Source organism: Acidimicrobiales bacterium (assembly GCA_035540975.1).
In the GTDB taxonomy this organism is placed as follows: domain Bacteria; phylum Actinomycetota; class Acidimicrobiia; order Acidimicrobiales.
This window is the reverse complement of sequence record DATLFN010000146.1, coordinates 1-20526: the sequence shown is the minus strand read 5'-3', so window position 1 is coordinate 20526 and position 20526 is coordinate 1. Positions and strand designations below refer to the sequence as shown.

Annotated in this window: 18 protein-coding genes; 10 read left to right on the top strand and 8 right to left on the bottom strand. The window is 71.3% G+C overall.

Annotated features, from left to right (window positions below):
- Positions 1 to 69: 69 nt before the first annotated feature.
- Both VM242_14625 and VM242_14620 read right to left on the bottom strand, forming a co-directional pair.
- Positions 70 to 1506 (bottom strand): alkaline phosphatase PhoX, encoded by a 1437-nt coding sequence (locus VM242_14625; protein HVM06399.1) that lies wholly within the window; start codon positions 1504 to 1506, stop codon positions 70 to 72.
- Between the two features lie 300 nt (positions 1507 to 1806).
- Positions 1807 to 2373 carry a hypothetical protein gene (locus tag VM242_14620; GenBank protein HVM06398.1) on the bottom strand — a complete coding sequence of 189 codons (567 nt, stop codon included), beginning with the start codon at positions 2371 to 2373 and terminating at the stop codon, positions 1807 to 1809.
- A 189-nt stretch (positions 2374 to 2562) separates the two neighbouring features.
- Between VM242_14620 and VM242_14615 the strand changes: the two genes are divergently transcribed.
- Both VM242_14615 and VM242_14610 read left to right on the top strand, forming a co-directional pair.
- On the top strand, positions 2563 to 3801 hold the full coding sequence (locus VM242_14615) for a phosphotransferase (GenBank protein HVM06397.1): 1239 nt from the start codon (positions 2563 to 2565) through the stop codon (positions 3799 to 3801).
- Positions 3802 to 3892: 91 nt separating this feature from the next.
- The gene (locus VM242_14610) at positions 3893 to 4417 is read left to right on the top strand and encodes a hypothetical protein (GenBank protein ID HVM06396.1); all 525 of its coding nucleotides are present in this window, start codon (positions 3893 to 3895) and stop codon (positions 4415 to 4417) included.
- Positions 4418 to 4526: 109 nt separating this feature from the next.
- Here the strand turns inward: VM242_14610 and VM242_14605 are convergent, their stop codons facing one another.
- Together VM242_14605 and VM242_14600 are read right to left on the bottom strand one after the other, a co-directional pair.
- Positions 4527 to 5186 (bottom strand): response regulator transcription factor, encoded by a 660-nt coding sequence (locus VM242_14605; GenBank protein HVM06395.1) that lies wholly within the window; start codon positions 5184 to 5186, stop codon positions 4527 to 4529.
- Positions 5171 to 6706 (bottom strand): ATP-binding protein, encoded by a 1536-nt coding sequence (locus VM242_14600; GenBank protein ID HVM06394.1) that lies wholly within the window; start codon positions 6704 to 6706, stop codon positions 5171 to 5173. The genes VM242_14605 and VM242_14600 overlap by 16 nt, the downstream gene beginning before the upstream one ends.
- 513 nt (positions 6707 to 7219) lie before the next feature.
- On the opposite strand from VM242_14600, the gene VM242_14595 reads away from it, so the two are divergent.
- The 4 genes from VM242_14595 to VM242_14580 all read left to right on the top strand — a co-directional run bounded on the left by VM242_14595 (position 7220) and on the right by VM242_14580 (position 12338).
- The gene (locus tag VM242_14595) at positions 7220 to 8380 is read left to right on the top strand and encodes an RtcB family protein (protein ID HVM06393.1); all 1161 of its coding nucleotides are present in this window, start codon (positions 7220 to 7222) and stop codon (positions 8378 to 8380) included.
- Positions 8381 to 8551: 171 nt separating this feature from the next.
- Complete coding sequence (locus tag VM242_14590; GenBank protein ID HVM06392.1) at positions 8552 to 8779, top strand: DsrE family protein; 228 nt, start codon at positions 8552 to 8554, stop codon at positions 8777 to 8779.
- 312 nt (positions 8780 to 9091) lie between these two features.
- Positions 9092 to 10474: a cytochrome P450 gene (locus VM242_14585; protein ID HVM06391.1), complete on the top strand. Its 1383-nt coding sequence runs from the start codon at positions 9092 to 9094 to the stop codon at positions 10472 to 10474.
- Between the two features lie 232 nt (positions 10475 to 10706).
- The gene (locus tag VM242_14580; GenBank protein ID HVM06390.1) at positions 10707 to 12338 is read left to right on the top strand and encodes a hypothetical protein; all 1632 of its coding nucleotides are present in this window, start codon (positions 10707 to 10709) and stop codon (positions 12336 to 12338) included.
- 142 nt (positions 12339 to 12480) lie between these two features.
- Here the strand turns inward: VM242_14580 and VM242_14575 are convergent, their stop codons facing one another.
- The gene (locus tag VM242_14575) at positions 12481 to 12897 is read right to left on the bottom strand and encodes a hypothetical protein (GenBank protein HVM06389.1); all 417 of its coding nucleotides are present in this window, start codon (positions 12895 to 12897) and stop codon (positions 12481 to 12483) included.
- On the opposite strand from VM242_14575, the gene VM242_14570 reads away from it, so the two are divergent.
- Both VM242_14570 and VM242_14565 read left to right on the top strand, forming a co-directional pair.
- Complete coding sequence (locus VM242_14570; GenBank protein HVM06388.1) at positions 12881 to 13594, top strand: DUF1028 domain-containing protein; 714 nt, start codon at positions 12881 to 12883, stop codon at positions 13592 to 13594. The genes VM242_14575 and VM242_14570 overlap by 17 nt on opposite strands.
- 220 nt (positions 13595 to 13814) lie before the next feature.
- A complete protein-coding gene (locus VM242_14565) occupies positions 13815 to 14513 on the top strand; it encodes a class I SAM-dependent methyltransferase (protein HVM06387.1) in 699 nt (232 codons plus the stop codon).
- 204 nt (positions 14514 to 14717) lie between these two features.
- On the opposite strand, the gene VM242_14560 is transcribed toward VM242_14565, so the two are convergent.
- Positions 14718 to 15020, bottom strand: coding sequence for a hypothetical protein (locus VM242_14560; GenBank protein HVM06386.1), 303 nt, complete (start codon positions 15018 to 15020; stop codon positions 14718 to 14720).
- Between the two features lie 467 nt (positions 15021 to 15487).
- Between VM242_14560 and VM242_14555 the strand changes: the two genes are divergently transcribed.
- Positions 15488 to 16234: an alpha/beta hydrolase gene (locus tag VM242_14555; GenBank protein ID HVM06385.1), complete on the top strand. Its 747-nt coding sequence runs from the start codon at positions 15488 to 15490 to the stop codon at positions 16232 to 16234.
- Positions 16235 to 16650: 416 nt separating this feature from the next.
- Here VM242_14555 and VM242_14550 read toward each other — a convergent pair whose 3' ends face one another.
- Positions 16651 to 17307: a response regulator transcription factor gene (locus VM242_14550; protein ID HVM06384.1), complete on the bottom strand. Its 657-nt coding sequence runs from the start codon at positions 17305 to 17307 to the stop codon at positions 16651 to 16653.
- Positions 17304 to 18470, bottom strand: coding sequence for a histidine kinase (locus VM242_14545; GenBank protein HVM06383.1), 1167 nt, complete (start codon positions 18468 to 18470; stop codon positions 17304 to 17306). Before VM242_14545 ends, VM242_14550 begins: the two co-directional genes overlap by 4 nt.
- A gap of 130 nt (positions 18471 to 18600) precedes the next feature.
- Between VM242_14545 and VM242_14540 the strand changes: the two genes are divergently transcribed.
- A partial coding sequence (locus VM242_14540; GenBank protein ID HVM06382.1) for an MMPL family transporter occupies positions 18601 to 20526 on the top strand: 1926 nt, incomplete at its 3' end.

Here is a 20526-nt window from a genome sequence, read left to right as displayed (position 1 = left end):
AGCTTTGCTGATCCAGTCCCCGCCAGTCAAGACGCAGCACCTCGGGGCCGCCGCGGTCGGGCATGCTGCCTACAGGGCACCCCGGGCCCACGGACCGCGGATGGCCACCGTCATCCCGCTGCCGGCCGTGCCGTCGCCGAAGATGTTCACGAACAGGGTCCTGCCGTCGGGTGAGAAGCAGGCACCGGCCAGCTCGCTGTCGTTGAAGCGGTTGACGGCGAACTCGAAGGCCTCGCCCGAGCGGGTGAGGCCCACCAGGCGGTTGACGTCGGCGATGCCGGGGGCGAGCGGGTGGGTGTCGCCGTCGCTGGAGGCGTCGTCCTCGCACAACAACAGCCCGCCGCGGGGGGTGACGACCAGGTTGTCGGGCGAGTCGAGGACGTCGGCCCCGGGCGACTGGTAGAGCAGCACCAGCTGGCCGGACCGGGGCCGGAACTCCCAGATCTGGCCGTAGCCCTCGCGGTACCCGTCGGAGTTGGGTGCCTCCGGGCTCTTGGCGTCGCCGCCGCTGGTGGAAGCGAAGAAGATGCTGCCGTCGCCGTACCAGATGCCCTCCAGGCGGTTGAACTTGGCGCCCCCCTTGGCGTAGCCCTCGGCGAAGGGGCCGCTGGTGCCCGAGGCCAGGCCGTCGGCGTTGGTGGCGGTCAGCGGGTTGGCGTCCGGAGCCTCGATCTCGACCCAGGTGACGGCCATGGCGGCACCGGGCGACTCGCCGTCGCGCAGGTCCGCCTTGGGCCGGCCGGTCACGGCCAGCATCTGGAGTCGGCCGCCGGCCAGCAGGTCGGTGGGGCTGTCGGGCAGGTAGCGATAGAAGCCGCTGCCCCGTCCCGAGCCGGCGTCCTCGGTCTGGTAGACGATCCCCGACGCCGGATCGGTGGCCACCGCCTCGTGGGCGAAGCGACCCATGGCCACGAGGGGCTGGGTGAGCGCCGGGCCGCTGCGGGCGAGGGGGACCTCGAAGTTGTAGCCGTGCTTCCTGCCCCCGATGGTGGTGATGATCTCCTCGCCGGTGATCCAGCTGCGATCGCCCAGGCCCTTGCCGCCCGCGCAGTTGACGACCGTGCCGTTCAGGCTCACGAAGTCGCGCACCAGCTGCCGCCGGTGCGGGTCGTAGTCGAGGGTGGTGGTGCCGCCGCCGGCGGCGGCGTCGTAGCGGGTCCCCACCGGCCCGCCCACCTGCACCTGGCCGGCGGAACGGATCTCGTGGTTGCGGATGAGGCGCACCGTCCCACCGGGGCCGGAGAAGGCGGCCATGCCGTCGAGCTGGGCGGGCGTCACGTTCCCGTCGCTCATGGGATCGCCGATGCGCGACAGCACCACGTAGCCGAACCCGTCGGGAAGCGCCAGGTGGGCAAAGCCTCCCCGCTCGTTCTCGGCCGCCACCGGCCGCAGCCGCCCGTAGCCGCCCTTCCTCTCCTGGCCCGGGGCGGCGCCGGGGGTGGCGCCCGCCAGTCGGGCGGTGAGGGTCTGCAGCGAGCCCGACGCCAGCAGGCTTCCTCCGGCCAAAGCCGCGCCGCGGCTCAGAAACGACCGCCGGTCCATCCCTGTCATCACGCCTCCGTCTGCATCGGGTCCGATCGATCCGGACCCTACGGAGCGCGGGTAGCGGAGAATCGACGCCGCGACGTACCGGTGGTGAACTTCCGGACAATTGGGGGATGGCGCGCCGCCACGCGGACGAACCCCGGGAAGTCCAGCCGTCGCCGTGGCCGGGGCAGCCCGGCGGATCGCTGTCGCGCATGGCCGACCGAGGAGGGCACCGGTGAAACCAACCCGGTGCCCTCCTCGACGACCGTCAGCGCGAGGTCACAGCCGGGCGCACTGGTCCTCCTTGTTGCCCTGCACGACGTTGCCCCCACCCGTGGGCGGCGGTGAGTTCTCCTTGCACTGGAGGTTGCCGTCGACGCGATTGCCGCTGATGGCGAGCCCACCGGTGTTCTTGAACGCCTGCACGTTGCCTCCGACCACATTGCGGTCGGCCCGCAGGGCGCTCCGGTTCTCGTCGTAGAGGATGTCGCCGTCGACGCGCGTATCCGTCACGGTGGCGGCCCGGCCCTGCTTGACCTGGACGCTGCCGCCGACCGTCGATCCTCCTGCGACACCGACCGATACCGCGTTCTCGCCCTGCACGTTGCCCACGACGCGGACGCCCTCGGCCCGCAGGGTGGCGTCGCGCTCCACCTTGACCGTTCCCTTGACGTAGGTACCGTTGAGGCTGCACGTCGCTCCCTCGGGCACCCGGAGGTTGTCCACCGTCACCTGGCCGAGGCTGCCTCGGCAGGTGGTCTCCTCGGCCGCCGCCGGGCCCGCTCCCAAGCCGGCCACCGCGGATCCCGCCGCGGCCAGCGCCAGCAATGCCATTCCTGGTCTCATGCCATCTCCTTTGTAGGACGTGGGTGCATCGCCGCAGTTCTGCGCTGCTGTCGTTGGCGGGCGATGAGACCGGGATGAGACTTCCTTCATCCCATGTCCCGGCACGGCCCAAGGCGGTGGGCCACCGGGATGAGAGCTCTCTCAGCACCGCTTCACGGTGGGCTCAGGACAGGCGACGACCGTGGGCCGATGGCCCAGCGACGAGCAGCTCAGGACGTCCCCGCCCTCGCCGACCCCTCCCTCCCGGCCGACGCCCTGCTCGGCCCCGGCGCGCCCGCCCTCCTGGCGGCGGCGGTGGCGGCTGGAGGAGGGGAGCTCCGCTCACTCACCGCTCGACAGACGACCTACCACCCGGGACGGTCGCTGACGGTGCGTTACGACGCCGCGGTGCGCTGGCGGGGCGGTCCCGTCACCAACGAAATGCTGGTGGCCTCGGCCGGCGGCCGCCTTCCCGGTGGCGGCCTCGTGCTCGACGACGGCAACCATCAGGTGGCGGTGTGGCGGGTGCCGAGCGACCCATACCTGCCGGGGCTCGCGCCGGCCCTCGACCCGGCCGCCGTCCGCCGGCTGCTGCACGATCTCGGCGCTCCGGTCGCCCAATGCACCCCACGCCTGCGCGCCTACCGCCCCGGGCGACGGGCGGTGATCGAGGTCGCCGCTCCGGGTGCCCGGTTGTTCCTCAAGGTCGTACGCCCCCGTTCCGCCGGCGCGCTCCACGACCGTCACCGCCTGCTGGCCGACCACGTGCCAGTGCCGCGTTCGCTGGGCTGGTCGGGCGAGCTGGGACTGGTGGCCCTCCAGGCCGTGGGGGGCGTCACCCTGCGTCGTGCCCTGGACCAGCACCGGGGGCTGCCGGACGGGTCGGCCCTGCTCAGCCTGCTCGACCGCCTCCCCGAACCGGGAAGTGGCACGCCGCGGGCGAACGGGTGGGACACCGGGCGCTTCGCCGCCCTCATCTCGGCGGTGGCGCCCGAGCTGGCGGCGCGGGTGGGCGCCGTCAGCGAGGTGCTGGCGGGGGCCGAGGCCACGGCGGAGGTGCCGGCGGTGCCGGTGCACGGCGACTTCCACGAGGCGCAGCTCCTCGTCGAGGGCGGCCGCATCACCGGGCTGCTCGACGTCGACACCTTCGGCCTCGGCCGTCGGGTGGACGACCTGGCCACCCTGATCGGCCATCTCTCCACCCTGGCCGTCACCTCGCCCCGGCGGTGGGCCATCGAGCGTTACGCGGCGAACCTGCTCTCCACCTTCGACCGCAGGGTCGACCCCGTGCTGTTGCGCCAGGCCGTGGCCGCCGTGGTCCTCGGTCTGGCCACCGGCCCGTTCCGGGTGTTGGAGCCCGCCTGGCGCACGACCACGGCCCGGCGCCTCCGCCTGGCCGAGCGCTGGCTGGCCAGCGCCGAGCGCCTGGCCGGTAGCCCGATCGCCTGAGAGAAGTCTCACCGCCGCCTCACCGCCGCCTCAGGGCGAGATGCGACCGTGACCATCGACACAAGTCATCGACCGAAAGCGAGGAGTGACGATGGAGCTCACCAGGCAGTGGAAGATCGCCGGGGCGACGGCGGCGGTGGCGGGGCTGAGCCTCGGCGGGATCCTGTCGGCCGGAGCGGACGAACCGGGTCCCGCAGGCCGACGTGGCATCGAGCTGCGCGACGCCGCCGCCATGGCCGACGCCCAGCCCCCCGTCCCGGTGGAGTCGGCCGTCGACGACGACCTGCAGGCTTCGCCGGACGGCGAGTCCCTCGACTCGCCGCTGCAGTCGGCTGACGACTCCCCCGACGGCGCTGACTCGCTCGACAGCCCGGGCCAGTCGCCCGACGGCGAGTCGGTGGACTCGCCGGCCGCCTCCGCCGACGACAGCTTCGACGGACAGTCGTCGGTCGACAGTCCCGAACCGGCTGCGGCCGCGGCCCCCGCCGCCCCTCCGGCGTCGTTCGACAGCCCCGACGACTCCCCCGACCGGGCGCCGGCGCCGGCGCGCCCCCCGGCTCCGGCCGACGACAGCGCCGACAGTCCCGATGGCGGGAGCACGGACAGCGCCGACTGACCGCCCTCGACGGCAGGAGATCGGGCCCCCGGACCTCGGACCGGGGGCCCGATCGCGCCCGTCAGGGTGTCCTGCGGGCAACGCCGGCGGCCTGCCCGCACAGGGTTCCTCACCTGGCCAGTCGGTAGCCCATCCCCCTGGCCGTCTCGATGACGGAGTCGCCGAGCTTCTTGCGCAGATAGCGGATGTAGACCTCGACCACGTTCGAGCCCGGGTCGAAGTCGTAGCCCCACACCATCGACAGCAGCTGCTCGCGCGAAAGGACCTGGCCCGGATGACGCAGGAAGGCCTCGAGCAGGGAGTACTCGCGGGCGGTGAGCTCGACCGTGTCCGGCCCGACGGTGGCCCGCCGGGTGCGAAGGTCGAGGCTCACGTCGCCCGCCCGCAGGACCGTCGTCTCGTGACCTGCCTGAGCGCGCAGGCGCACCCGGATGCGGGCCAGGAGCTCCTCGAACCGGAACGGCTTGGTGACGTAGTCGTCGGCGCCGGTCTCGAAGCCGGCCACCGTGATCGACGACTCGTTTCTGGCGGTGAGGATGATGACCGGCAGCCGCTCGCCCCGCCGGCGGATCCGGGACAGCGCCTCCATGCCGCCGACGCCCGGCAGGCCGAGGTCCAACACCACGAGATCGAAGTCGCCGTCGCGGGCGAGCGAGGCCGCCTGCCTCCCGTCATCGACGCTCACGGTGGTGTACCCGTTCGCCCGCAGCCCCTTCTCGAGGAAGGTGGCGATGCGGGGCTCGTCCTCGGCGATCAGGATGCGGGCCATTGCCTCGTCGTCTCCACCACGTGGATCTCCCTGGTGTCGTCGTCGGGCCCCGGTGCCGATGGCCCTGGGGGCGGACCGGCGCTGGCGGGGGGTGGCCGGTCGAGCTCCTCCGGTCGGTCGCCGCCAGTGGCGGGGAACACCACGGTGAAGGTGGCGCCCAGGCCAGCCCGACTGTGCAACTCGACCCGCCCGTGATGACCCTCGGCCACGGCACGCACGATGGCCAGGCCCAGGCCGGCGCCGTCGGACCGGCGGGAGCCGCTGCGGCCGCGGGCGAAGCGGTCGAAGATGCGGTCCCGGTCGTGGGGATCGACGCCCGCACCGGTGTCGCGCACCCAAATGCGGGCCTCGTCGCCCTCCAGGGCACTTCCGAGGCCGATCTCGGCACCCGCCGTCGTGTGCTCGACGGCGTTGCGGGCCAGGTTGAACATGGCCTGGGCCAGGCGCTGGGCGTCCCCCCGCACGACGCCCTCGGCGCAGGCGTCGAGGCGCCAGTCCCGATCGCCCAGGGCCCGCGCCTTGACCACCAGCTCGGTGGTGAGGTCGCTCAGCTCGATGAGCTGCGGCCGCACGAAGTCAGGCTGCTCGGCCTTGGCCAACAAGAGCAGGTCCTCGACGATGCGGGCCATGCGGTCCAGCTCGTCGGTCACCAGGGCCACCGTCTCCTCCCGGTCCTGGGGGTCGTCGCCCATCAGCTCCAGATGGCCCCGGATGATGGTGATCGGGGTCCGCAGCTCGTGGCCGGCGTCGTCCACGAAGGCCCGCTGGGCGGCAAACGCTCCGGCCAGGCGATCGAGCATGTCGTTGAAGGTCCGGGTGAGCTCGGCGATCTCGTCGTTGCCCTCGACCGGGATGCGCCGCGACAGATCGGTCTCCGAGATGCTCCGGGCGCTGTCGGTGAGCTGGCGCACCGGACGCAGCAGCCGCCCGGCGATCACCCACGCCAGTCCGGTGGCCACCACCAGGACCATCCCGGCCACGCCGGCCGCCACCCTGATGCCCGCCTCGACCTCCTCCCGCTCGGCGCGCAGGAAGTTGGCGACCACGAACACGCCGGCGGTGCGGCCCTGGGTGCGCAGCGGCACGGCCAGGTAGCGCACCGGGCCGGCGTCGGTGTGGATCTCGCCCTCGCTTCCCTCGGTGAGGTTCGCCCACCGCTCGACCAGCGCCGGCACCCGATCGAGGCGCACCGGGGCGGGGGTGGTGGCGTAGGGGCGCCCCTCGACGAGGGTCAGGTACACCTCGCCCTCGATGGGGACGTTGCGATGCATGAAGGTGTCGAAGATGGCCCGCACGTCGCCCTCGAAGGGCTGACCGGTGGCCGGGTTGCGGCCGCCGGCCAGGCGCTGCATCTCCTCGCGCTCCTGTTCCAGCGACGCCGCCACCTCGGCATCCAGCCGCCGCAAGAGCACGGCCCGCTGCACCACGAGCCCCACCACGATGGCGCCGGCCAGCAACGCGGCGGAGAAGCCCAGGACCCGGGCACGGAAGCCGAGGTGGGAGCGGCGCCCGTCAGTCATCGTCGAGCTCGTCGGTTCGTTCGTGGTCGTCCTCCCCGTCGTCGACATCATCGCCGTCGTCGGGACGTGCGGGCGGGAGGGATGCCGGGGGCAGAGGACCGGGCGGCACCGAGGCGACGGACGCCGGCGGCCCTGGGGCGACCGACGACGGCACGGGGACTGCCCGCCCCGGGGGCGGCGAGGCGGCGGGCAGTGTCGGCGGAGGCACCACGGTGGCTTCCCCACCCGCGGGCCGGGCGCCAGGCGCGGGACCGGGGTCGGTCCCGCCGTGGAGCTCGATCGGGGCAACCCGAGCGTCACCGCCACCATCGAGGGCGTCGGCGCCGATGTAGCCGACGACGAACGCAAGGAGGCCGATGGCACCGAACACCGCCGCCCGCGACGCCCACATCCGGCCCACTCTGAGCCCGACGGCCGAGCGCTGGATGAGACGGACATGAGAGTTCTCTCATATGGAAGTCCGACACCCGCCGACCACACCGCGCGACAACAATGACAAGAGGAGGGGGTGACATGCCCACCAGGATCAACGACAGGCTCATCTCCTGGGCCAGCGACATCGACCCCGGCACCGTCCGCCAGGCCGAGAAGACGGCCCGGCTGCCCGTCGTGGAGGGCCACGTCGCCCTCATGCCCGACGCGCATGTCGGCATCGGCGCGACCGTCGGCTCGGTGATCCCCACCCGCAACGCGGTGATCCCCTCGGCTGTGGGCGTCGACATCGGCTGCGGCATGATCGCCGCCGAGCTCGACGTCACCGAGGACCGCCTTCCCGACGACCTGGAGCCCCTGCTGGGGCACATCGAGCGAGCCATCCCCGCCGGCGTGGGCAAGGGCCACGGCGACGTCGGCCGCAAGGCCGACGCCTGGCTGTCGGCCCACCGCCCGGCCACCGAGCTGGGCACCGATCGCTCGGTGAAGGCGGCCAGGCAGTTCGGCACCCTGGGCTCGGGAAATCACTTCTTCGAGCTGTGCGTCGACGAGCGGGGACGGGTGTGGGTCGTCCTCCACTCGGGGAGCAGGGGCGTCGGGAACCAGCTGGCCCAGATGCACATCGCCAAGGCGCGGCGCCTGGCCAAGGACCTCCAGCTGCGCCTGGAGGACCCCGACCTGGCCTGGTTCGCCGAGGGCACGCCCGAGTTCGGCGCCTACGTCGCCGACATGCTGTGGGCCCAGGACTACGCGGCGGCCAACCGGGCCCAGATGATGGACAACGCCATGGCCGAGGTTTTCGGCTTCTTCGGCTTCGGCACCGAGACCCGGCGTATCAACTGCCACCACAACTTCACCGCCCGCGAGGTCCACAACGGCCAGGAGCTGTGGATCACCCGGAAGGGCGCCATCAAGGCCGACGTCGGCGACCTCGGCGTCATCCCGGGCTCCATGGGCACCCGCAGCTACATCGTGGCCGGCAAGGGCAACCAGGCCAGCTGGACGTCGTGCTCGCACGGCGCCGGCCGCCGCCACAGCCGCACGCAGGCCAAGAAGCTGTTCACCAAGGCCGACCTGGCCGAACAGATGAAGGGCAAGGTGTGGCTGGCGGGCCGGGCCGAGTCGCTGGTGGACGAGATCCCCTCGTCCTACAAGGACATCGACCAGGTGATGGCCGACCAGGCCGACCTGGTGGAGGTCCGCCACACGCTGCGTCAGGTCCTCAACTACAAGGGCACGTGAGGTTGCACCGTCGCTCCTCACCGTTGGCCAGTCGCTGGCTGAACAGGGCGGCGAAGTCGGCGAGTCGGCGAAGTCGGGTGCCGGCGCTTCGCAGGTGCGTACCCTGGTCGCCGTGGCGGCGACGCGGCTGCCACCGGGAACGAGAGGGAGGTACCGAGAATGGCGCGATTGATGCTCGTTGGCACCGCCGGCTCCGACGATCCCACCCGAGCGGCCCTGCCGCTGTTGAACGCCCGAGCGGCGGTGAACGCCGGCCACGACACCGAGGTCTTCCTCGTCGGCGAGGCCGTCTACCTGATGAAGACGGCGGTAGCCGACGCCACCAATCCGGTCGGATGGCCCAACGTCGGCGAGTTGATCCGCGACGTCGTCGGCAAGGGCGGCACCTTCTACATCTGAGGCGGCTGCAGCACCGCCCGTGGGGTGGTGGAAGCAGATCTCAACGGCAAGAACGCCCGGTTCACGAACCCCGACGAGTTCCTCGAGCACGCCTTGGCGGCAGACAAGGTACTCACCACGTGACGCCGCGTCCCTGCCCGGACTGAGTTCGGAGGACGACGAAGGGCGCACCCGGCCGTCACGGCGATGAAGCGGTCCTCCGGGCGGCTGATCGGAGCGTCCTCGTCCGCGCCGACCGTCGGCGGCGTCACCCCAGCGTGGGCGTCTCCTGTGGGACGCCACCGGGCGCCACCGGGATGAGACACTGGTTGCGTGGCACTCACGCCGCCTTCGGTCCGCGGCTCGCTGCTGTTGGGCTGTACCCGGCGGCTGCAACGCGACCAGCTCGGCACCTACGCAGAGGCCATGGCCGCGCACGGCGACATCGCCCGCTTCCGCGTGGGCCCGCCCCGTGTGGGTTTCGAGTTCGACGCCGTGTTCTCGCCCGAGGGCGCCCACCGGGTGTTGGCGGGCGACGCCGGTCACTACCTCAAGGACGCGCCCGTCATCGGCGAGTTTCGCCACTTCCTGGGCGACGGGCTCCTCGTGAGCCGGGGTGAGCGCTGGTTGAGTCACCGGCGCATCGCCCAGCCGCTGTTCACCCGGCGAGCGGTCACGTCCCATCTGGAGGCCATCGCCGCCGCCACCGGTGACCTCCTGTCGTGGTGCGAGGCAGATGCCGCCGCCGGCGCTGCCGTCGACCTCCACGCCCTGTCGATGCGGTATGCGCTCTCCGCCCTGGGTCGCAGCGTGTTCGGCAAGGACATCGTCCAGGTGGCACCGACGCTGCGCGAGGTCCTACCGCCCCTCGGCGACCACCTCAAGCACCGCGCCCTCACCCCGGTGCGGACTCCGCACTGGTTCCCTTCGCCGGCCAACCGCCGTGGGGAGCGCATCCGCAAGGTGGTGTGGGACCTGGCCGACGCCCTCATCGCCGAGCGCAGGGCGACCGGGGCAGAGGGGACGGACCTGCTGAGCCGGCTGCTCAACGCCCGCGACCCGCACACGGGCGAGGCGCTGAGCGATGCGGATGTGCGCGACGAAGTCATCATCTTCCTGATCGCCGGCCACGAGACCACCGGCAGCGCCCTCGCCTTCACGCTGCAGCTCCTGGGTCGCCACGAGGACGTTCAGGAACGGGTTCGCGCCGAAGTAGCCGAGGCCGCCCAGTCACCCGGAAACGGGGCGCCTCGCATTCGTGACCCGGAGCAGCTGCCGTACACGGTCCGGGTCGTAAACGAGGCCATGCGCCTGTACCCACCCGCCCACACCGTCGTCCGCCGCGCCGACGCCGACACCGAGCTGCTGGGTTACCCAGTGCAGAAAGGTCGCATCGTGGCGGTGAGCATCTGGGGTGTCCACCACCGGCCCACGGTCTGGTCGGAACCCTTCGCCTTTTCGCCGGAGCGCCAGGAGATCGCAGCGGCAAGGGGCGACGCCACTCGGACGTCAACCGGCTACCGGCAGTTCCCGTTCGGCGGAGGGCCGAGGAAGTGCATCGGCGAGCACCTGGCCATGGCGGAGTTGACGGCCGCCGTGGCCGCCCTCGTGGAGCGGTACCGCCTGGCGTCACTTCTCGAGACCCCCGACGTGGAGGTCGACCTGGCTCTGCGGCCCCGTGGGGCCCTTCCGTGCCGGTTGGAGCCGGTGTCCTGACGGCCGACCGCCGAGTTCACGAGTTCAGCGATCACGGGCAACTCCCGCATGCAGACCCACCGTTCGACCGCTCCCGCGCCTCAGGCCGTTCGGCGGTCGTGCTTGGGCCTATTGCTGCGCGTAGGTTCGGAGTGCTATGAAAAGGCCGTCCGACTGCATTGCGTGGCCGGGTGGCAGTCCCAACGGAAACCGAGGGGTTCCTGTGAAGATTCGACCACGCATCGTGGTTTCCGTGGCCGTGCCGTTGCTGGCGTGGCTGGCAGCCGTCACTCCACCGGCCGGCGCGTTCGGTTCCTCGGATCCGCCCCCTCTGCCCTCGGTCAGCGCAGGCGGCTACATGACCTGCGCGGTGCAGGCCGATGGGACCGCGGCGTGCTGGGGCGAGAACGCCGTCCCAGCGAACGACGTGCTGAACGTGGGCCCCGGAGGGGCGGCGACGCCGCCGGCCGGCGTGAGGTTCCTCGAGGTGAACGCCGGCTACGCCACCGCATGCGGGATCACCACCGATCGAACGATCGTCTGCTGGGGCAACGACCGGTTCAACAAGCTCCAGGAGCCGGCGGGAACGTTCACCCACGTGGTGCCTGGCCTCAACTACATCTGCGCCCTGCGCAACGACGGCACGGTCGTCTGCTGGGGCGGGGACGACCCGGCCGCTCCCGGGGCCGACCCCCTCCAGCGGGTCGTGCGCGACGTGCCCACCGGCCAGTTCACCCAGGTCAGCGTGGGCATCCGCCACGCCTGCGCCCTCCGCGCCGACGGCACCATCGTGTGCTGGGGGCACAACGCCGACGGGCAGACCAACGTGCCGCCCGGAACGTACAGCTACGTCAACGTGGGGAACTTCACCTCCTGCGCGCTCCGCACCGACGGCACACCGGTCTGCTGGGGAAGGAACCAGGGCGGCCAGCAGACCTACCCCGGTGGGACGTTCACCGAGCTGAGCGTCGGCTTCGCCCACGTCTGCGGGCTTCGCCCGGACGGGACCATCACCTGCTGGGGTCGCAACGCCGAGGGCCAGACGACCGCGCCCGCAGGTACGTACACCCACGTCAGCGCCGGCACGTTCCACAGCTGCGCCATGCCCACCAGCGGTCCCCCGGCGGTCTGCTGGGGGAACAACCAGGCGGGCCGGGCCCAGCCGAGCATGAGCAACACCCCGCCGCCGCCGGCGATCGCCACCAGCCCCTACAGCTTCCAGCTCACGATGGTCACCCATCTCTCTCCGGCGCCGACCTACTCGTTGGTGTCCGGGGAGCTGCCTCCCGGTGTGACGCTCAGCCCGACTGGCCTCCTCTCGGGGACGCCGACCGAACCGGGCGCCTACACCTTCCAGGTGCAGGCGGTCAGCAACCGGCTGTCCCCGCCTGACTGCGTTGGCCCTGTCACCGGCAGCCTCCCGTGCACCCCGGGCGACACGAGCTCCATGGCCACCGCCACCAGGACGTTCACCATCACCGTGGGCGCCGGCTGCGGGGGGAGGGCGGCCACCATCGTGGGCACCGAGGAGGGCGACGAGCTGGTGGGCACCGAGGGGGACGATGTCATCTCCGGGCTCGGCGGCGACGACCGCATCAGCGGCCTCGGCGGCGACGACGTCCTCTGCGGCGATGCCGGCGATGACACGATCGACGCCGGCAGCGGCGATGACCAGGTCTACGGCGGCTCTGGCGACGACAAGCTGCGCGGCGGCTCGGGCGACGACACCCTCTCCGGGGACGACGGATCCGACCATGTGGTCGGCGGAGGCGGCGCCGACGTCCTCTCGGGCGGGTCTGGAGCCCCCGACCACTGCGTGGGCAGCGGCAAGACCGGCACTTTGGGCCCCGATCACGGCTGCGAGAAGTTCAGCCGCGGCCCCTGAGGCGCCTTGATGGCGGACCCGTGAGCTCGTGAAGCGCTCCGTGCCCGATGAGACGAGGACCGAGCGAGGTCTGCGGCGGCCCGCACGCCGTTGCGGTCGCCGGGCTGATGGGGCGGACCCAAGGCCCGGAGAGTCAGGGGACTCACTTGGATCCGGTGAAGTCCGTCGAGAAGAACGGAACCAGGCCACCTTCGAGGCCCTGACGGCCTGGCTGGGCGGGGCCGGGGCCGACGGGTTGGAGCACGCCGAGCTGGCGCACCGGCTGAGCAACGACGGCCGGGACCTGCTGCGCCATCTCCTCCAGGACCACACCGACCTGCGGTCCTCCCGAGAGCGCCGGTGCGACGTCGTCGACGCCGACGGGGATGCCCACACCCGGGTGGAGGCGGGACATGAGCGGGGGCTGGCCACGGTCGTCGGCGAGGTCCGGGTCCGCCGCCTCGCCTACCGCCGGGCCGGCCACGCCAATCTGCACCCCGCCGACGCCGGTGCGATGGCGTTCGGAGCGGCCGATATGCATGCGCCCCGTCGTATCTTGGGAGATGACGTTGTCGATCATCGCCCACGACAAGCTCGGTGATCTGCTGGGGGCTGCTGTCACGAGTTGCGTCCTCGCCGCCGGCCGTCGAGTTCTGCACGTTCGCCCGGGCATCGGTGCCATCGCCACTCAGGCGCACTCGGAGATCACATGGGGTGACGACATCCTCGACACGCTCGCGTGCGGCGAGACCCCTGAAGCCGCGATCGCTCCGTACCACCGGGACGACGTCCAGATCGCAGCGATCAACGACTCCGGTGTGTCGGCCGTCTACACCGGGCAGGCCTGTGACGGTCATGCAGGTCACCGGAGTGGTGACGGCGCCACTGCGCAGGCCAACACGGCTCGGCTGCCCGATGCCGCCCAGCGGATGCTCGACGCCTTCCAGGCGACGAAGAAACCTCTCGCCGAACGCCTCGTGGCCGCCCTCGCCGCGTCCGGTGGCGACGCGCGCGGGAGACAGTCAGCAGCCGTCCTCGTCACCGGCCGAGGGCCGCTGCGGGGTGACGCTGACGAACCCCATGTCGACCTGCGGGTCGACGACCACCGCGATCCCGTTGAGGAGCTCAGCCGGCTGCTCTTGCTCCACCGAGCGCATTGCCGCATGCGCCAGATGCTGGCGGGCGCACTACCCGTCGATGAGGCGGAGGTGGCCGACCTCCTGGCGATCCATCCCGAGGATCCCTTCTTGAGGCGAGCCAGCACCCGTCTCCAATGACCGCCCCGACGCAGCGCGCTACGCGCCGTTCGGTACGGCTGCACGCGCGGCCACCGCCGCGTTATCGAACGGCCGATATGTAGCGTCGTGACCGGCACCTACGGGGCGGGGTCTCGGTGCGAGGCAGGATGTGGTCGTGGGGCGACCGGGCGACATCAGGCTCTCGTTCAACGAAGCAGCGGAGATCTACGACCGGGTCCGCCCCTCATATCCCGCTGCCATGTTCGACACGCTCTTCGAGATGCTGCCGCCCAGGCCGGCGATCGTCGAGGTCGGTCCGGGAACGGGCCAGGCAACGAAGGACCTCCTTGCCCGAGGGGCATCAGTTCACGCCATCGAGATCGGCCCGGTGATGGCGGCGAAGTTGCGGTCGAACCTCCCCTCCGATCGGCTTGACGTCACCATCGGCGACTTCGAGGTGGTGAACATCACGCCCGCCTCAGCTGACGCGGTCTTCTCGGCCACCGCGTACCACTGGATCTCTCGACAAGCGCAGGCTGATCGGCCCGGCAGGATCCTCCGACCTGGTGGCGTCGTGGCGATCGTCGACGTGATCCAAGTCGACTCGCCCGACGACGCCGGCTTTTTCGCCGCCAACCAGCCGATCTACGAGCGATACGGACAGGGCCACACCGGGCCGCCGGCCCCGACACGTGATGCTGTCGACCCGGAGATACGCCAAGTGCTTGAGGCGGATGGTCGCTTCGACTCCGTCGCCGTCCGCCGGTGCGACTGGAACCAGACGTACACCGCGTCGGAGTATCGGCAACTGATGCTCTCGTACTCAGGTACGGAGATGATGAACGAGTCCGACCAAACGGGCCTCCTCAACGACATGGAGGCCTTCATCCGGGAGCATTTCGGCGGCCTCATCACCAGGCCGCTCGTCGTCACGCTCACGACGGCCATCCTGACTTGACGGCCACCGGCCGTGGCGAACGCCTCGCTGAACGCCGGCTCCGGGACGCGCTCCAGACGCGCCGTTCGGCTCGCGGCGCGTCAACTCCGGGTGGGGAATCTGGAGCGCGCGTTCTGGGCGAGCGAGGACCACCGCGTTCTCGATCGGTCGCAGTTCGCAGCCAAGAAGGCGCGGCGTCAGCGAGGGGACGTACTCAGTAGAGGCTCACCGCGACGCGAGGACCGCGGCGGACACCTCCGCGCCGGACGGCGTCGTTCCTGTCGCCGCGATCCGGTCTGCGACGAACTGCCGCGCGGCACCGCTCGACCTCCAGCCGACGACATCCCAGGCGCGGTGCCCGCCGTCCGGATCAACGGCATCGACGGTCCATGGCCGGCGGAACAGGACCCGGCCGACGATCCCCGACAGAGCAAGGAGAACGATCAACAACAGCTCTCCCAACGCGATCAAGAACGGGATCCCGATGAAGATCAGGAACAGAACCACCACGATGAGAACGATGAACACCGCGATCCCCTCCGCGATGTCTGGTGCACAGCCCGGGTCCGGAACGTCCGCCGCGTCCGCGGTCCGTCTACGCACCTTCCGAGTCCGGTCGACGAATCGAGCCCAGATCGTTTGAGAGCCGAGGTGCCGAGGTGCCCATCGCCTCCGCACGTGCCACACACCCGCCGTCGAATCGACCTTCACTTCAACATCATCGTCTGCGCGTCGGCTTGCGGTCCTTCGGCGCCGCCGGTCGCCATCGCTCGCGACGCGCCGTTCGGCGCCGAGTGCCGGCGCCGGACCAACGCGTTCGGGAACGCGCGTCCGGTACTTGCGACGAGGAGGACTTCCCGGCCGAATGGCGTCGCCCGTGTCAGTCTCTTGGAGGTGGGGATGGTCGAGGCGGACGACGGCGTCGAGCTGTGGGTTGAGGTCACCGGCTCGGATGACCGGGTCCCGGTGGTGCTGTGCCACGGTGGGCCCGGGCTGTGGGACAACCTGGTGTACTTGCGGCGCTGCTGGATCAGGACCGTCGTGTCATTCGCTGGGACCAGCGCGGCTGTGGACGCTCCGCGGGAGCCGACGGGCCGTTCTCGCTCAGCCAGTCGCTCGCGGACCTCGACGCCATCCGCCGACATCTGGGCATCGGACGCTGGATCGTCGGCGGACACTCCTGGGGTGCGTCCCTTGCGCTTCGCGCTGTCCTCTCGAATCCGGCGGTCGCCGCCGGCTTGCTCTACCTGTCGGGCACCGGACTCGGCCGAACGTGGCACGCGGCGTACAAGGCGGCACTCGCCGAGCGATCGACGCCAGCGCAGCTCGCTCGGTGCGAAGTGCTCGACTCGATGGCGAACCGCACTCGGGACGAGGAGATCGAGTGGCGCACGCTGCGGTGGGCTCCAGATTTCGCCGACCGGAGTCGCGCGATCGAGCTCGCATCAATCGACGCCAGCGCTCCCTGGGCGGTGAACCTCGCGTGCAACGCGGCCATCAACGCCGAGTGCAAGACCTGGGACTTCGATGCGATCCGCACACAGTGCGAGTCACTCGACATCCCAGCGCTTCTCGTCCATGGTGCACAGGACCCGCGAGCGCCGTACGCGATCGATCATCTCGCCACCGCGCTTCCAGACGCAGAGGTCACGGTCATCGACCGCGCCGGCCACGTCCCATGGCTGGAGCGCCCCGGGGCGGTTGCTGCCGCGCTCCGGGCATGGCTCAGCGCCACGTCCTGACGCCTTCGCCCCCCTCGCGAAGCGCCGTTAGCGGACACGTGGCGAGAGGGCGGCATCACGCGTTATGGAGCGCGCATTCGGAGCCCCTTCCGGCCGCGTTGAATCGGGATCTCCACCAACCTCGTGTATCGGTGGTCGGCAGGCCGGTGATGGCCGTGCGTAGAGCGGGTCAATTAGCCCAGGTTTGGCAGCGTGGGTAGCGCCCCGTCACGCGGTCGCAGCGATCGGACGTGGTGCGCCCGGTCCAGCCAGGCGAGACGGTCCGCCCAATGTCGCGCCGAGCCGTTCGTGTCAACCCGTCGACGCGCGTACCGGGACGCACCGACGTCCGGAGCCGGGGTGTTGACTGCTGCCATGGCCTCTCTGGCCTGGACAGCCCGGCTCGCCGTGCACGCTCGTTGCCGAATGGTCCGCGTCTAGGCGCCGATTCGTCCGGTTTCGTGCGCCCACATGGCGATCTCCACCCGATTCCGGGCGCCGAGCTTGTTCATCAAGCTGCCGAGATGGGTCTTGACCGTGCTCAGGCTGATGAAGAGCTCGGTGGCGATCTCGGCGTTGGTGCGGCCCCGTGCGACGGACACCAGCACCTGTTCCTCCCGGTCGGTCAGTGGGGCGACGGGCTGCGCCGGAGGCGTGCCGTCGCGTCGGTGGGCGAACGTGGCGAGCAACCGGGCGGTGACGCTCGGTGCGATGAGCGCATCGCCGTTGGCGGCGGCCTTGATTGCCTGCACGAGCAGCTCGGGACCGGCGTCCTTCAGCAGGAACCCCCGCGCGCCGGCCTTGAGGGCGCCATGGACGTACTCGTCGAGATCGAAGGTGGTGATGACGACCACGGCCTGCGGATCGGCGACGTCGGGCCCGGCGAGCTGGCGGGTTGCTTCGATCCCGTCGAGGCCGGGCATGCGGATGTCGAACAGGCAGACGTCCGGCCGCAGCTGCTTGGCCAGCGTGACGGCTTCGGCGCCGTCGGCGGCTTCGCCGACGACCTCGATGTCCGGCTGGGCGTTCAGGATCATCCGGAGCCCGGTCCGGATGATCTCCTGGTCGTCCGCGAGCAGGACGCTGATGCTCACGGTCGGGCGTCCCGCGGGAGGACAGCCGTGACGGTCCATCCGTTCCGGGTGGGGCCTGCTTCGAGGGTGCCGCCGAGCAGCTTCGCCCGTTCGGCCATCCCGACCAGCCCGAACCCGGTCGCCGTCCGGGGATCGAACGGTCCCGGATCGCCGTCGTCGTGCACCGTCATGCGGACACAGTCGGGCTCGCCCCGCACCGCCACCTGGACGCGGGTGGCGTGGCGGGCGTGGCGAACGGCGTTGGTGATCGACTCCTGGGCCAGGCGGAAGATGGCGGCATCGACGGAAGGTCGCAGCCCGTCGAGATCTCCGGAGAGCTCGACGTCGACCCGCGGCCGTTCGCCGGGGCCGGTGGAGAGGTCCTCGACCTGGGCGACGCCGCGCTGCGGTGTGAGGTCCGGTTCCTCTCCCTGCCGGAGGGCGCCGACCATCGTGCGCATCTCCGCGAGCGTCCGAGAGGCCTCCTGCTCGATGACGGCGAGTGCCTCCACCGCGGCGGACGGATCCGTGGAGGCCATGACACGGCCGGCCTGGGCCCGGATGGCGATGGCCGAGACGTGGTGGGCGACGGTGTCGTGGAGCTCGCGCGCCAGCTGCTCTCGCTCGAGGAGCTTCACCTGATCCATCCCCCGGCGACGGGCCTTGTCCGCGTAGCGGACCGAGGCACCGACCGCCGCCACCAGGAGCACGAACAAGGCACCCTCAGCGACCTCGCTCAGCGGGACCTCGTCGGCGCCCGAGTGCATCTGGGCGTCGACGGCGTGCAGCAGCACCGGGATCGACACGACCGCCAGCCCGATCACGGCGTCACGACCGGAGCCCCAGCGGAACAGCGCGTACACCAACAAGATCACGAAGACGGTGGCATCCAGGCCCCGCCAGTCGTCGCCGAGGATGAGCGAGGCGACCTGCACCACCGCGACGAGGCCGAAGGCGGCGGCGACGGACTGGAGCGGGTGCGTCCTTCGCCACAGCAACGTCGGGAGCAGAGCCAGGGCGACGGTCATGGAGAGCGCCCGCCACACCAGGTCCTCCCGGAACACTCCCTCGAGGACCACCACGGGCACCAGCGCCGAGACGAGCGCCCAGTCCCGCCAGACCGGCCCGGGCGCATCGGGAACGCGGGGCTCGGCCCACAACGAACGAGCCGCGTCCCGGAGCATGACCCCACTCTAAGGAAGTCCGCCAGCCGGCGGATCGGCCGAAAGTACGAGAAGCCAACCGTCCGATCGGCGGGTCTCGAATGGCTGGACGCCCGATGTGGCGAGCGCCGGACATCACGACCATGGGCTCATGCCCACCTCAGCAGCAACCCCACGCCCAACGTCGCTCCTCGGCCGGGTCGCCGGCTGGTGCTTCGATCACCGGATCAAGGCCCTCGGGCTCTGGCTCGTCGCCTTCGTCGCCATCTTCGGCGCGGCTGGCACGGTCGGCTCGCAGTTCAGCGGCAACGCCCAGGTGCCCGGCTCCGGCAGCGCCGCCGGGTTCGCCGCGCTGGCTGAGCACTTCCCCGAGCTCGGCACCGGCGGGCAGACGGGCACGATCGTGTTCAGGGCAGCCCAAGGCATCGACGACCCCGAGGTCCGGGCCGCCATGGAAGGACTGTTCGCAACGGTCGACGCCGGGTTCCCCGACGGCGGCGGTGAGCCGCAGCACCCGGGTGCGACCGTGGTCTCGCCCTACGCCGAGCGCGGCCAAAGCCAGATCGCCCGGGATGGGCCCCTGGCCGGCGGCGTCGCCTACGCCCAGGTCAACTTGTCCTCCGACGTCGACGACGCCGAATCGGGCCTGCTGGGCAAGGCGATCAGCGAGCACGCGCCTGTGATCGACGGCCTCCAGGTCTTCGCGGGCGGCCAGTACCTGGCCGTGATCGAGCCCCCGCAGACCGAGCTCCTCGGCCTCGCCTTCGCCATGATCGTCCTGATCTTGGCATTCGGGTCGGTGCTCGCCATGGGCCTCCCGATCGCCGTCGCACTCGGCGGCGTCGCCGCCGGCATGGGCGTGACCCTGCTCCTCAGCAACGTCTTCACCATCCCCACCGACGCCACCGTCCTCGGGATCATGATCGGGCTCGGCGTCGGCATCGATTACGCCCTCTTCATCGTCTCCCGCTACCGGGAAGGCCTCCACGCCGGGCGCTCCGCCCGTGCGTCCACCGTGATCGCCATGGAGTCCGCCGGGCGAGCCGTGATCTTCGCCGGCACCACCGTGATGATCTCGATGCTCGGCCTGCTCCTCGTGGGCGTCGGATCTGTCGGCGGCATGGGCATCGGTGTCTCCGCCACCGTGCTCGCCACCATGTTCACGTCCACCACGCTGCTCCCGGCGCTGCTCGGCTTCGCCCGTGAGCGGGTCGAGCTCACCCGCTGGCGCGGCCTGATCGCCGCCGGCTTCACGTCCGTCGCCCTGCTCGGGCTCGGCATCGGGTTCGCGCCGCTCACCGCCTTCGGCGGCGCCTTCGCCCTCCTCACCCTGCTCGCCAGCCTGGCCGTCCGGCCGCTGCGGCGCGCCGTCCCTCGACGGGTTGCGAAGCCAGTGGATGCGACGCTCGCCTACCGGTGGAGCCGCACCATCCAGCACAACCCGCTCCGCTGGCTGGTCGGCGCGAGCGTCGTGCTGGTCCTCCTCGCTGCGCCGGTCGCCAGCCTCCGCCTCGGCTGGGCCGACGATGGGAACTTCCCCGAGGGCACCGACACCAGGCAGGCCTATGACCTGCTTGCCGAGGGGTTCGGCGACGGGTTCAACGGCCCGTTCCTCATCACCGTCGTCGGCGAGTCCGCCGACTCGGTCGCCGCCCTCCACGCCGCCCTGGTGCGCACCGACGGCGTCGCCGCCGTCACCGCCCCGATCCCCAACGACCCGGCCCAGCCGGGTGCCCACCTCATGAGCCTCGTCGCCACCACCGCTCCCCAGGACGAAGCCACCGCCGCACTCGTCCGCCGGCTCCGCGCCGACGTCATCCCCGCCGCGACGGCCGGCACCGGCCTCGACGTCGAGGTCACCGGAGGCGCCGCCATCGCCATCGACATCACCGACTACCTCGCCAAGAGGATGCTCCTCTTCTTCGGCGCCGTGCTGGCCTTGTCGTTCGTGCTGCTGCTGATCGTCTTCCGGTCACTGCTGGTGCCGCTCAAGGCCGTCCTCATGAACGTCCTCACCATCGGCGCCGCCTACGGCATCGTCGTCGCCGTCTTCCAGTGGGGATGGGCCGGCGGGCTC